Annotated in this window: 15 protein-coding genes and 1 tRNA gene; 9 read left to right on the plus strand and 7 right to left on the minus strand. The window is 48.6% G+C overall.

Annotation, left to right across the window (positions count from 1 at the left end; translation table 11 throughout):
• Positions 1-59: 59 nt before the first annotated feature.
• Both HY455_00695 and HY455_00700 read right to left on the minus strand, forming a co-directional pair.
• Entirely contained in the window at positions 60-650 is a 591-nt protein-coding gene (locus tag HY455_00695; GenBank protein MBI4118044.1) for a hypothetical protein, read from the minus strand.
• 133 nt (positions 651-783) lie between these two features.
• Positions 784-1,980, minus strand: coding sequence for a trypsin-like peptidase domain-containing protein (locus HY455_00700; protein MBI4118045.1), 1,197 nt, complete (start codon positions 1,978-1,980; stop codon positions 784-786).
• Between the two features lie 471 nt (positions 1,981-2,451).
• Here HY455_00700 and HY455_00705 point away from each other — a divergent pair.
• The 4 genes from HY455_00705 to HY455_00720 all read left to right on the plus strand — a co-directional run bounded on the left by HY455_00705 (position 2,452) and on the right by HY455_00720 (position 5,017).
• Positions 2,452-2,522, plus strand: a tRNA-Gly gene (locus tag HY455_00705).
• A 184-nt stretch (positions 2,523-2,706) separates the two neighbouring features.
• Positions 2,707-3,210, plus strand: a complete 504-nt coding sequence (locus HY455_00710; GenBank protein ID MBI4118046.1) for an HAD-IIIA family hydrolase — start codon at positions 2,707-2,709, stop codon at positions 3,208-3,210.
• Positions 3,211-3,225: 15 nt separating this feature from the next.
• The gene (locus HY455_00715; protein ID MBI4118047.1) at positions 3,226-3,759 is read left to right on the plus strand and encodes a hypothetical protein; all 534 of its coding nucleotides are present in this window, start codon (positions 3,226-3,228) and stop codon (positions 3,757-3,759) included.
• A 121-nt stretch (positions 3,760-3,880) separates the two neighbouring features.
• A complete protein-coding gene (locus HY455_00720) occupies positions 3,881-5,017 on the plus strand; it encodes a hypothetical protein (GenBank protein MBI4118048.1) in 1,137 nt (378 codons plus the stop codon).
• Here HY455_00720 and HY455_00725 read toward each other — a convergent pair.
• Complete coding sequence (locus HY455_00725) at positions 5,014-5,340, minus strand: hypothetical protein (GenBank protein ID MBI4118049.1); 327 nt, start codon at positions 5,338-5,340, stop codon at positions 5,014-5,016. The two genes, HY455_00720 and HY455_00725, sit on opposite strands and share 4 nt — an antisense overlap.
• Before the next feature lie 110 nt (positions 5,341-5,450).
• Between HY455_00725 and clpP the strand changes: the two genes are divergently transcribed.
• From clpP to HY455_00745, 4 genes are all read left to right on the plus strand, one after another.
• On the plus strand, positions 5,451-6,047 hold the full coding sequence (clpP, locus tag HY455_00730) for an ATP-dependent Clp endopeptidase proteolytic subunit ClpP (GenBank protein MBI4118050.1): 597 nt from the start codon (positions 5,451-5,453) through the stop codon (positions 6,045-6,047).
• Positions 6,048-6,182: 135 nt separating this feature from the next.
• Positions 6,183-6,644, plus strand: a complete 462-nt coding sequence (locus tag HY455_00735) for an NUDIX hydrolase (protein ID MBI4118051.1) — start codon at positions 6,183-6,185, stop codon at positions 6,642-6,644.
• Between the two features lie 429 nt (positions 6,645-7,073).
• A complete protein-coding gene (rny, locus tag HY455_00740; protein ID MBI4118052.1) occupies positions 7,074-8,603 on the plus strand; it encodes a ribonuclease Y in 1,530 nt (509 codons plus the stop codon).
• 131 nt (positions 8,604-8,734) lie between these two features.
• Positions 8,735-9,019, plus strand: coding sequence for an HU family DNA-binding protein (locus HY455_00745; protein ID MBI4118053.1), 285 nt, complete (start codon positions 8,735-8,737; stop codon positions 9,017-9,019).
• A 66-nt stretch (positions 9,020-9,085) separates the two neighbouring features.
• Here HY455_00745 and HY455_00750 read toward each other — a convergent pair whose 3' ends face one another.
• The 4 genes from HY455_00750 to nusA form a co-directional block, all read right to left on the minus strand.
• Positions 9,086-9,433, minus strand: coding sequence for a hypothetical protein (locus HY455_00750; protein ID MBI4118054.1), 348 nt, complete (start codon positions 9,431-9,433; stop codon positions 9,086-9,088).
• 30 nt (positions 9,434-9,463) lie between these two features.
• Entirely contained in the window at positions 9,464-10,483 is a 1,020-nt protein-coding gene (locus HY455_00755) for a hypothetical protein (protein ID MBI4118055.1), read from the minus strand.
• A gap of 129 nt (positions 10,484-10,612) precedes the next feature.
• Positions 10,613-11,140 carry an inorganic diphosphatase gene (locus HY455_00760; GenBank protein ID MBI4118056.1) on the minus strand — a complete coding sequence of 176 codons (528 nt, stop codon included), beginning with the start codon at positions 11,138-11,140 and terminating at the stop codon, positions 10,613-10,615.
• Positions 11,141-11,186: 46 nt separating this feature from the next.
• On the minus strand, positions 11,187-12,449 hold the full coding sequence (gene nusA, locus HY455_00765; GenBank protein ID MBI4118057.1) for a transcription termination/antitermination protein NusA: 1,263 nt from the start codon (positions 12,447-12,449) through the stop codon (positions 11,187-11,189).
• A 196-nt stretch (positions 12,450-12,645) separates the two neighbouring features.
• On the opposite strand from nusA, the gene HY455_00770 reads away from it, so the two are divergent.
• On the plus strand, positions 12,646-12,921 hold the full coding sequence (locus HY455_00770; GenBank protein MBI4118058.1) for a hypothetical protein: 276 nt from the start codon (positions 12,646-12,648) through the stop codon (positions 12,919-12,921).
• Positions 12,922-12,938 lie beyond the last annotated feature (17 nt).

Below are 12,938 nucleotides of genomic sequence, written 5' to 3' on the forward strand. Positions count from 1 at the left end.
CTTACGGTGGAGGGCTTCCTACGTTCCCCAACATGGTTTCTCCTTTCGTTGGGTGCTGGTTAGGGTTCGACGCCGCGCTGTCGCCACGCAGGCGTCTGGTCACGGATCCACTCGAGGCAGGTGTCCAGATTGCTCTCGGCGCCCAACTCAATCGGCGGAAGCTCTGGAACCCCAAGCCACAGGCTCTGCACTCGACGCGCTTGATGCTCCATCAAACTCCAGTTTTCGCGCTTCAGCCACGAGAGGTTTCTTTCCTCTTCCTTGGCAAGGCGCGTGAGGGCATGCATCTGCGCGTGGTGTGTCAGTTCGTGCACGAATACTGCGCGCGCGCACGGATTCCCAACGATGTCGAGACCACTACGGATGTAGATTGTCCAAGTGGTGTCGTTGTAGACCCCCAGGGCGTGTCCGGCTGCGGGGTCGTACCCCGGGATCTCCTCGACGTTCTCGAAGATTTCCAAGCGGAATGGTCCTGGGTCGGTAAAGGGACCCCTGGGGCCGGGCGCGTGGAGTACGCTCGCGCGCAGGATGAATGTCATCTCCGCGGCGTACTCGACGAGCGGATCAACGTTCTGCGCCTCGGCTTCGAGACGCGGAACAAGTACGGCGATCGTTGTGGCGACCACCAGGGCGCAAGCTATTCGGAACATGATTTCTCCAATTCTTCCGTTCTGGGTTGATGTGGCTCAAAAACCTAACCAAAAATCAAACAACGCTTACTGGTTCCATTATACCAAAAAATAATCAGTTTGTCAATCATTTTTAGGCTCCCAAACAAAGGCTTTAATTGCTATCGCCGCCAAGAGAGTCCTCGAGGAGTTTTTTTAGTCGTGGAGCGTCGTGTTCGTCAAAAACATGCTGTATTTCCACCATGTCTTTTTCGAGAAATGCTTTTAATGTAAGCCCTATACTTGCCTGCAGGCTCTCGTCTATATGGAACAGTGTTATTGCTCGTAGTTCGCGTTCGGATGTCGTCTCTCCTTCTGTGCGGGCAGTGATGAGCCCCACGAGTGTTCCATCTTCCAAGCTTACAACGGCGCCACCCGAAGATCCCTCTTGGGCACCAACAGTACCTGCTATGCCAAAAATATCGGGGGTATATGGTTCTGTTTCTCGAAAGGTGTATACACCCAAGACTGTTGTGACACTAGAGATTCCCCACAAATCGCGGTTTATGGTCGTGCCACCCAGGAAGCCTGCAGGGTAGCTTGCGACGAGAACAGGGAGCCCCTTCAAATCCGCGTCATTCTTTATGGCAGGAGTGAGTGTGGGCACAGATGAAGGAAGTGCGTCTTCTTCCAATATTCTCCCCGTAATGCGGAGAAAGGCGTAGTCATCTTTTCCGGTGCCTCTATTGTCGTCTTGGGAAAGTTTTTGCGCACTCCTCTCGACCCACGAGGGTGAGAGATAGACCAACTCTGCGCGATAGGTGGGGTGCGCAGGGCTTCCCGTGCGGATGATGCAGTCAATGAAATCCTTAATACCCAAGTAATCACGGAGCAGAAAATATTGCCCAACATGGGCGTTGGTCAGGATGATGCCGCGCGGGTCGATCAAGACCCCACTTCCCGAGAGTGGTTCAAATAATCCTCCGCTTTGCGACAGGCAAAATACATTCACAACAGCACTGCGCGCATCGGTGTTAATCTCCGGAATCGAAACGCGCACTTCGTGTTTAGGTGCACGAATGCGACTCAAGGCTTCGTCGATAAGCGCCTGAGAGATTAACTCTTGTTGTGGCAGTACCTCCGCCGAGACAACAGAAGCCGATGGTTCGCTTGGCGTACTCTCTTTCACAGGAGTTTCTTTTGCGGCCTGTTCGGTCACGGCTTCGCTTTGCACCTCCGTTCCCACGACAGAGACCGGTTGGAAATGAGCCACCGGGTCTGTTGTAGCATTGCCTCCAATACCTAAAAAAAGGGCGATAGTTGCCACAAATGTCGCAAGCCCCTTTAAAATGGTAAGAAAAAAGGTTTCCATAGAAGGGTTTTCTGCTATTTCTCGGGGACAGAAAAGTTATACCCAGCACAATACCACGGATTAAGAGAAAAATCTATTCAAGCATTGAAAAATAAAGAGGTTTTGTTTATTGACAGAAATATTTTTTAGTAATCTAATATTGACAAATGTGATCAAATAGAGTAAAATGCAACTACAGCTTGGACATACCAAGTTGTTTGCTTTTTACCAGCTGGTTTGGGGCCTAGCGTTTGCTACGCCCTTGGCTTGTCCCAAGCCGTCGAGGGACTGTAACGCAAGCAATTTACCATGATTTACAACGACGAAGTAACGAAGGCAGGAGATGTGGCAACTGAAGGAGCACAAACTGAAGCTCCTGAAGCTACGGAGGCAGAGAACGCCTAACACAAAACACCCCCGACCAGAGGTCGGGGGTGTTTTGTGTTAGCTGTATGTCGCCTCAAATGTGTGATATATAGTATGACTAAGGAAGCGGGATTAGTTAAATGGTATAACATCAGTTTTCCAAACTGAGGTCGGGAGTTCGATTCTCCCATCCCGCATTAAATGAAATTTTCGTACCTTTAGGTACCGAAATTTTATCTCATTGGGTATAATGGGAGAATCGAACGGGAAGGGGGTCGGGGAAACACATGTTTCCCCGTAGAGGAAGGCAGGGCGAAGCCCGTTGGAAAACCGCAGGTTTCCAAAGAGTGAGATAGCGAAGCGTCTCCCATCCCGCATCAAATGCAAAAATACGCCTTTTTAGACAGAGATGGAACATTCCTTTGGGAACCAGAGCGTCCCGAGGGTGTCGATCCGCGAGAAACTTTTCCATTGAAATCCATGGATGAGTTTAAGTTCATGGAGGGTGCTATTGAGGGCATTCGTAAACTCGCGGATAAGGAATACAAACTCGTTATGGTAACGAACCAAACTTTCCTCGGGACACCAAAACATCCCAAAGAAATGTTTGATAAAGTTATGGAAAAAATTGACGAGGAGTTGGCGAAATATACTATCACTTTCGAGTTCAAAATGGTCTGTCCACACGGACCGGATGAAGGGTGCGATTGTCGAAAACCGCAAATTGGCGGCTTGGAAGATTTTTTACGAGAGCATGAGGTCGATTTCACGCACTCGATCATGTTCGGAGACAGAACAACCGACGAGGAGTTCGCAAAAAACATTGGTATACGATTTGTAAAAGTGAAGACAAACGAACACTTTGTTGTTCCGGACGATATTTAAGTACATAATGAGGATGTGAAAGACTTTAGTCTCAAATTCCTTGATGTCATGATTGGGCTCGTGCTCGGTTTGGGTTTCCAGTGGTGGCCCAACCTCGTGGAGCCGTGGCAGTACATCGCATTCGTATTCGTGTATTTTGATATCGTCGACCATTGGATTGACTATAGTCCGCAACTTAGGAAATTCCCCCCCAAAAGAGAGCTCGATATTTTGTTGAACATCGGGCTCATGTTCGCATTCTTCCTCTACATATATACAACACAACTCACACTCGTACATTTTTTGGCCGCCTTCGTCTTGTTCCGTGTCCTCGACTTTTTCTGGCTCCTTAGTTCAAAGCGCGAATATCATCCTACGGGGAATGACAAGTCCTATGTCGATGTGTGGTTAAGATATAACGTCTTTGAAATAGTGACCACTCTCGGATTACTTGCGGTCGCCTATTTCTATACATTTCCCACGCTCTACCTCCTACTTGCATATATAGGGATACGAGTACTAGTGAGGGTCTTTGCAAGCTGGCAGTACAAAAAGGTACATTTTGTTTGATTAAATAATGCCAGCAAGAGAAGTGTAAAATAGTCCGCCCCGCCCTATTTTTGGTGGGGCGGCAAGGCGTCGTCATACCTTTCTTGCGTCGTCAAGGAAAGCGCGCTACACTACGAAAACTATGCAAACTGTTGAGGTCAAACCACTCGATAATTCTGAAGTGGAAATCACCGTAGAGATTGCTACAGAAGAATTTGAAAAGCACCGGGCAAAAGCATTGAAAACGCTTGGTCTACACGTCGAGATTTCTGGGTTTAGAAAGGGTCATGTACCGGACGATGTGCTCTTGAAGCACGTTGGAGAGGGGACCATCTTAGAGGAGATGGCCGAGCGAACCATTAACGAGTGGTACCCAAAGATTATTATCGAAAAGAATATACACGCGATTGGTCAACCGTCGATTACGATAACAAAGCTCGCGACTGGCAATCCTCTCGGTTTTAAAGCAAAGACTGCCGTAGTACCAGAGGTTGCTCTCCCCGACTACAAGCGACTCGGAGAAGATATTCGCAAAGAGCCAACAGAGGCAATCATCGTGACTGATGAGGAGGTGGAAAAGGCTATTCAGCAGATACAGGAGAACTTTGCGCGGCACGACGCGCACGCACATGACGAAGCCGAGGGGGGCGAAAATGGTCCCATGCTTTTAGGCGCGGATGGTAAGCCTATAAAAAAAGAGGAAAAGAAACTTCCAGAACTCACGGATGACTGGGTGAAGAAATTGGGGAAGTTTGAGAACGTTCAAGGTTTCAAAAACAAAATACGCCAGAATCTTGAGGAAGAGAAGCGTGGACGCGAGAAGGAAAAACAGCGCGCCAAACTCGTCGAGAAACTTCTAGAAAAGACGAGCGCAACCCTCCCGGAAATTTTGATTGGGCACGAACAAGACCGCATGCTCGCCCAGTTCAAGGACCATATTGCGCTCGCGGGAATGCAGCCAGACGAATACTTCAAAAAGGCGGGCAAGAGGGAGGTGGACATTAGAGAAGAAATGCACGCGGAAGCACTCAAGCGAGTGAAAACGCAACTTGTGCTCGCCAAAATTGCGGAGGCAGAGAAACTTGTCGCCGCGAAAGACGACATCGAGAAAGAGGTAACGCGTCTTCGTGAATACTATCAAGGGGCGCCAGAGGAGAACATTCGCTCCTACGTCGAGAATATTCTCATCAACGAGAAACTCTTTGAGACGCTGTTGGGGGGTGCGCCCGAAAACGAGGAGCCTTCCCAGGACAATGCAACAAAAAACACTGATGCCTAATTGGCAATCAGTGTGTGGCCGTATTCGCGTGCCATCCACCAAATAAGTAGGGCGAAAACAGGCGCGACCGCGACCAATCTTTCGATAGTAATGGAGAATACTGGGCTCCCATCACGCACAATCCCGGCTTCGTCGTACTTTATTGGTCCGTTGATAAGGTAATCCCAAAGTTCGTCAGTCATGCCGCTCAATTGTACCTGTTCTCGTATGTGGTGGTATCTGCGAATGAGTGCCGCAACAAACATCAGGAGAATACACGCGGCAATGAGTGAAAATAAGAGTACGATTATTTGTAACGCCCCAAGGACTTCTGTAAAAAACATTGCGACACCTCCGCCTTCTTGCTTGACAGTAGCACATTTTATGATACAGTCAAGTCATTGTAAAACCCAAATACTACTAAGACCGAAAATACTGTATACTATTTAAACATATGAGTATCTTAATTCCCACAGTTATAGAAAAGTCCCCGTTTGGGGAGCGTGCTTATGACATTTACTCGCGCCTCCTTCGTGAGCGCATCGTCTTTTTGGGCGGGCCCATTGACGATCATGTTGCAAATCTAGTGATAGCCCAACTTCTGTTTCTTGAGTCGGAAGACCCAAAGAAAGATATTAGTCTCTATATCAACTCACCCGGTGGTTCTGTAACTGCAACGCTCGCCATTCACGACACCATGAAGCACATTAAGCCCGATGTTGGCACAATGTGCATCGGTATCGCCGCATCGGGTGCCTCTGTCATCCTTTCGTCGGGTGCAAAGGGCAAACGCTACATCTTGCCGAATGCGGAAGTGATGATTCATCAACCGCTTGGGGGTGCCGAGGGACAGGCCTCCGACATCATCATCACCGCGAAGCACATCCTTAGTGTCAAAGAAAACCTGAACAAAATACTTGCCGAAAACACGGGTCAACCACTTGAGAGGATAGAAAAAGACGTTGACCGCGACTTCTTCATGACCGCAGATGAAGCAAAGAAGTACGGCATCGTTGATGAGATATTAAAACCAAAGAATCACAGAAAATAACTAAAAAATCCTCCCAGCGGAGGATTTTTTAGTTATTTACCGGGGGGCTTGCCATTAAGAATTTGACATTAACAATTTTCTATTGTAGAGTAGAAACATAGTTCTTCCGGTAGACAAGTACAAGGGGATAACCGAATGGCAGCAGTGTTTGTTCTTTGTGCACGCAACGGTCCGGGTGGCCTAGAAGTTCTTTTGGGCGAAAAACTCGATGACAGGAAACAAGACCAAGGACTTACGGTTCCAACTGGGCATATCCGGGGCAAGCAGGAAAGAAAAAGTCGGGTGTTCGCAGCAACGCGCGAGCTTCGTGAAGAAACGGGTATCGCTCTTTCTCACGAAAGATTTCTTGGGTTTCGCATAAAAGGCGGTGATTACTGGTTTTGGTCCATGCTGACATGCGAAGAACCAAGGCCTGAACCAGAATTCGACCGTTTTGGACGTGCGGTATGGGGACCCGCTCGATTTTATCCGATACAGGAACTTCCAAAATTACCAATTGCCCGGTGGCACAGAAAGAAGTTGTTGAGAGCCGTGGGGCACCTTTTAGAAGAGGCATCTGTCGGAGAGATCGCTCAAATAGAGCCGCCCAAAACATGAGGCGGCTTTTGCTTGTAGGAAAAATACAAAAAACCAACAAAATTGGACAGATTATTTTCTGCGTGCTACGCTCAAAATATACTGATTGATTGACTTTGGATGAACGATATCTTTAGCTTTTTACCAACAAATTAAGGCGGATAAGCCCTCGCAGTTGCTCAAAGAACGGCTTTCCGCTTCGTGTCAGTGCTTTCAGAGAACGGTTTTCTCTTGAAACAGAACAGCTTCGAACTCTTGCCTGACGGTTCCTCATGGGAAATTTCTTCATAGCTTTTCAAAAGACCATTTCCTCTTCGGGGCGAGCACTCGTGGCCCCCAAGCATACGCGCACTCCCGTGCGCGCCTTTCCGTTTTTGTAGTCCTACGTGAGAGAAGGACGCTCATAAGCTCGAGAATGCATAGTTCTGAAAGCACTCATACCACATTCGTATGGGTCTGAAATTATTTGTGCTTATTGCAGGTAGTGCGGGGATCGCCGGCATTCTTGTCGGCTACTTCCTCCGCTGGCTTGTGTCGCTCGGCAAACAAGGCTCAATCGAGCTTCGGGTTAAGCAGATGGAGCTGGATGCCAAAGAGAACGCAAAAACAGTGATAGCTGAAGCTGAGCGAAAAGTGCTTCAGCTGATGGAAGAACAGAAAAAGGTGGAGCGTGAGAAGACTACGGACTTCAAAAAAACAGAAGAACGCCTTGTAAAAAAGGAGGATTTTCTCGACAAGCGACAAGGGGACATAGACAAGGAAGCAGAAGCTATAAAAGCAAAAATTGAAGAGGTAAAAGCCATCCGAGAGCAAGCATTAGCCCTTGAGGAGACAAAGAAGAAGGAGCTCGGGCGAATAGCGAACCTTTCGGTTGAAGAGGCAAAGAAAGAACTACTTGGGGTCTTGGAAAAGAACCACCAGGAGGATTTGCTCATTCGCATGCAAAAACTCGAGATCGGTGGCATGGAACAGTTTGAGAAGCGAGCAAAAGAGATTTTGGCAACGGCGATACACCGTCTCGGGAATGCTGTTCCAAACGAGGTGTTCACAACAAACATCCCAATCCCAAACGATGAAGTAAAGGGCAAGATTATTGGAAAGGAGGGGCGAAACATTCGTGCTTTTGAACGTGCCGCGGGAGTTGAGCTTATTGTCGACGACACCCCCGGGATGGTCATCATCTCTTCCTTTGACCCGCTTCGTCGTCAGATAGCTCGTATTGCGCTCGAGAATTTAATCTTGGACGGTAGAATACAGCCAGCGCGCATCGAAGAGATTGTCCAAAAAGCTCGAGAAGAAATCGGCCGCATTGTAAAGGAGAAGGGGGAGCAGGCGGCATATGAGTGTGGTGTTCACAATATGGACCCTCGGCTTATTGCCATTTTGGGACGTCTCTATTTCCGAACGAGTTATGGCCAAAACGTCCTTCAGCACTCAACTGAAATGGCGCATATTGCGGGAATGCTTGCCCAGGAACTCGGTGGAGATGTCGCCATAGCACGAGCGGGTGCATTATTTCACGATATCGGCAAGGCTGTTGACCACGAGGTCGAGGGAACCCATGTGGCGATTGGAAGGAGAATACTCCAAAAGTTCGGGGCTGATGAACGAATCATCAAGGCGATGCAGTCACACCATGAAGAGTATCCATACGAAACACTCGAATCAATCATTGTTCAAGTAGCCGACGCCATTTCCGGCGGACGTCCCGGTGCTCGCCGTGATACAGTCGAAAATTATCTCAAGCGACTCCAGGACCTCGAAGCGATAGCAAACACCTTCCCAGGCATTGAGCGATCTTTTGCCATTCAAGCCGGACGAGAGATTCGCATTTTCGTCTACCCCGATAAAGTCTCCGATCTTGAGGCGCGCAACATGGCCCGCGAAATCGCCAAAAAAATCGAACAAGAGCTTAAATATCCCGGTGAAATCAAGGTAACCGTGATCCGCGAGACAAAAGTCATAGAATTTGCCAGATAATCTGCAACATACTTGTTTTTGTGTCAAAATATCCGTGTGGACACCAAAATGCTTGTTATTATTAGGCCTCCTGGCTATAATTGGGCCAGGTCATATTAAGCGGTAAGCTTTTATCAATCTAAATGTTTGTTATGGCGCACAAAAACAAAAACACACTTGTCGAAAAGGTTCACGAAGTACTCGGCACCTCAAAGGCAGACGCTGAGCGAGCAGTTGATGCGGTGATCGACACTATCGTCAACGCGCTTAAGGCGGGAGAAGAGGTGTCTATCGCAGGGTTGGGTATCTTTGTTACCAAGCAGCGCGCTGCTCGCATGGCAAGAAACCCAAAGACGGGAGCACAGGTACATGTTCCCGCAACACGCGTTCCGAAGTTTAAGCCAGCAAAGGCGCTCAAGGAAGCGGTGAAGCAGTAAACTAGAAAGGTAATTAAAAGAAAACACTCGCCTAGGCGAGTGTTTTCTTTTGGATTTGGGACGCTATTACAGATTTCCGAGCTCTGCTTCGATTTGTTGTAGTTCTGTGTCTAGGCCACCAAGTTCAGTTCCGCTCAAGTCTGCTTCTATGGCGGTTATCTCATCGGACGTACCCTGACTCTCAAGAGCTTCTTGTACTGGGTCTACTGCGCCGAGGATTGCTTCTTCAGTTGGGGGAGGGGTTAAGGATTCCTGTTCCACCAACTTCTTTCCCCAGAAATAGAGGCCGCCAAGGACGAGGACAAGGACGACGATAACGATGCCAATGGTTGCCCCTACTCCACCCCGCCTTCCACTCGAGGACGGGACAGGAGTTGGGGTACCGCTTTGAGGAGTATACATTTCTTCTGCCATGGAAAAGTATTGTTGATTAGTTATTAAAACCTATTCTTCTTCTGTCTCAACTCTGTCATCTGCCTTTAGGGCGCTAATGGCTTCTATCAATGCTTTGTGCGCCATTTGTATTGCCTCAACGGCTTCCTCTTGTATCCTTTTCTTCAGTTCTCCAAAGAGTTCGCGAGCGGTAGAACCCTCTTCTGCAAGAGTGGGAACTTCTTCTCGAAGTGTTTTCAGAATTGTTCTTGCCTTTACTATCGCATCCCTTGCTTCCCCAAGTTTTTCTCGCGCCTCGCTTACGTCAACACCGCGCTCTGCGAGTTTTTCTGCGCGAGACTCGACGCGGTCGGCGAGTATTGTGAGGCGATCGAGAGCGGCGTCCAAGCGGCGGAACATTTTTTCAAAGTATGCCTTAATTGCCGTCCTGCGTTCTTCTTGTAATTGCTCACGCTTTTCAGCACGCTCCTTTTCTTGTTCAAGACGCTTTTCCTCTTGTTCTGCTCGCTTCTTTTCTTGTTCAATGCGACGTTCGTTCTGGAGTTTCTCTCGTTCCGATTGTTCTTTGCGGAGCTTTTCTACGCGATCAGTTTCGGCGGCAGCATCGTCAGTCTTGTTTTCTCTGCGGATTACGGGAGTTGGTCCGCGCACCTCGGAGGTCCTGGTCTCTACGGCGTTTACACGTTTGATCTCTGGTATAGCGCGGACTGGGACTGGCTCTGTCCTTGCTTTTGTTTCCTCCGCCTTCTCTTCGGCGGCATTTTGCATACGCAGAAGAATCGCACGTTTTTCTTCTGCCGTGACCGACACCTCTGTCCTAACCCCCTCAACACCTTCAATCTGGGCAGATTGACGAGATGCATCAATGGCCGCCTTGGGTTTCTCCACTCGATTAAAAAGAGAAAATGCTCGTTTCTCTACTGGTTCTTCGGCGCGAACGCTTACTTCTCGAGTTTCTGTTGGGGCGGCGATTGCTGCATTGTCGGTGCCACGCTCTTGTGCCTCAGTTGTAAGTGGGGAGAGAAGCACAAGGAGGGCCATGGTCGCGATGATACTTTGTGTTGGTCGCATAGATACTAAGTTAGTTAAATAGGTTACCAATAATGGATAGCATAAGTGTATCGCGGAGCTCTACCAAATTCAATCCCCAGTCGTTTCAGGCGACTGGGGATTGAATTTGGTAGCTATTTCGTTTTCTCTCTATGCAGGAAACTTGTCTTTATAGAGGGCAATTGCTCTTTCAACCACTTTCTTGGCGGCAGTTTTGTCTTGCCACTCTCCTACTTTCACTTCTTTTCCCTGGAGATCCTTGTAGACAGTAAAGAAATGTTTGATTTCAGCAAGAAGGTGTTGCTCAAGGTCTTTGAGATCAACCGTTTCTTTGAAACGAGGGTCTTTCGCTGGTACGCTCAACACTTTTGCGTCGTCTTCTCCGCCGTCAACCATGGGGAGCACGCCTATCGGGCGCACCTCAACCAATGCACCAGGAATAATCTCTTCGTGCGTCATTACCAATACATCAAGAGGATCGCCATCATCCCACAATGTTTTCGGCACAAAGCCGTAGTTTGCGGGGTAGTGCATTGGTGAGTAGAGGACGCGGTCAAACTTAATCAACCCCGTCTCTTTGTCGAGTTCGTATTTAATGCGCGAAAGCTTCGGGATTTCAATGATGACATTGAGACTATCGGGTGTGCCTGGTTCAATTGAATGCCACAAATTGCTCATACAATGAGTATATAGTATTTAGTATCTGGTATATAGTATTCCGACCTTACTCACTTTTCTCATTAGCTTTTGACTCCTCCTTCGTTTTCTCCGCATCCACCGTTACATCCCCCGTCTTGAGTTCTTGTTTACCCGTCGACTCCTTAATATCAATTCTCCAGCCCGTAAGACGTGCAGCCAGTCTCGCGTTTTGACCGCCCTTGCCAATCGCAAGAGAGTATTGGTCCGGGGAGACCATTATTTCTGCACGACGCTCCTCACTTTTTAGTGTTACATCAATGACATCTGCCGGCGAAAGCGCGCGTGCGATGAACTGTTCTTCTTGGGCCGCCCACTCGATGATATCGATCTTTTCCCCTCCGAGCTCGTTCATCACGGCGGTGATGCGGACGCCTCGTTGTCCGACACACGAACCGACTGGGTCTATGTGTTCATCATTTGAGGCGACAGCAACCTTGGAACGGCTCCCTGGTTCGCGAACGATACCCTTAATCTCCACTGCGCCGTTTGCGATTTCGGGGACTTCAATTTCCATTAGCTTGTGGAGAAAGCGAGGGTGCGACCGCGAAAGGCGGAGAGTAATCTCTCGTGCCCCCTCCTCGATGTCGTAAAGATATGCGCGGATCCGGTCTCCTTGGCGGAAGTACTCACCCGGGATTTGCTCATCTCGTGGCAAAACACCAGTTGTTCTTCCCAGGTCAACAAAGATGGTCCCACGCTCAATGCGTTGCACGGTCCCGTTCACAACCTCCCCGCGTCGCTTGCCGTATTCTTCAAATGCAGATGTTCGCTCTGCTTCTCTGATGCGTTGGATAATCACTTGTTTTGCAGTTTGCGCGGCGATGCGGCCGTAGTCGTCCTTGCTCTCAAGGGGGAAGATGATCTCATCTCCGATCTCCGCGTCCTTCTTCATTCTGCGCGCTTCCTCGGGGAAAAGGTGCTGTTCTGGATTGTAGCGAATTTTTGTCTCTTCTTCTGCTTCCACACCCTCGCCCGCAACCTTCGTTTCATCAAGCACTCGTCCGCGCCTTTCTGGTGTCTGCGGAAACACATCAATCTCTTCTTCTCCTTCTTCAGGCATGCGCACCTGTTCTTCGTCCACAACAGTCTTCACCTGTGAAAATTCTATAGAACCCGTGTCGGAATCAAAACGGGCACGAATAACTTGCCCACGTTTTCCGTAGTCTTTTTTGTATGCGGCGGCAAGGGCATCTTCGATTGCCGCAATAATCTTTTCTCGTGGGATACCGCGCTCTCCCTGGAGTTGGTCAAGAGCAACGTTTAACGCCTTCAAGTCAAGCATGGCCATAAAAATGAAACAATGATTATTAAATGAGTCCGCTTTTGGGCGGACATAGAGTATTTTTCAAGTATACCAGATACCAACCCAGTTTGTCAACAGGTTGGGTTATGCACACATTTGTTTTTAAGTATATTTCGTTCTGCGATATAATAATGATATCTCCTTTTCTCTATAGTTATTCCCTATCCCAATCCCCAACTTTATGCAGCACCCCTTCGCACTCAATGAAGATGGACGAAGAAACATAGTTGCTTGGCTCATCCTTCTTGTCGTGCTCATTGTTGTCGCGTGGTATACACTCATCCGTGATAGTGTCCCTCTTCCCATCGAGACTGGCACGCTCTTTACCAAAGATGAGAAACTTCACGTTCTTCAAGCGATTTCAGAGAGGAGTCAGGACAACGGTCTTACGCGCGCTGACAAGCAAGCAATCCTCGAAAGCATCGCGCGGGACAAGGAGCGCACTGCGCAAGAGTAGGACTCTACGCACTAGAA

This window comes from Parcubacteria group bacterium, from assembly GCA_016204045.1.
Classification (GTDB): Bacteria; Patescibacteriota; Minisyncoccia; order Phycocordibacterales; family UBA2135; genus JACQLQ01.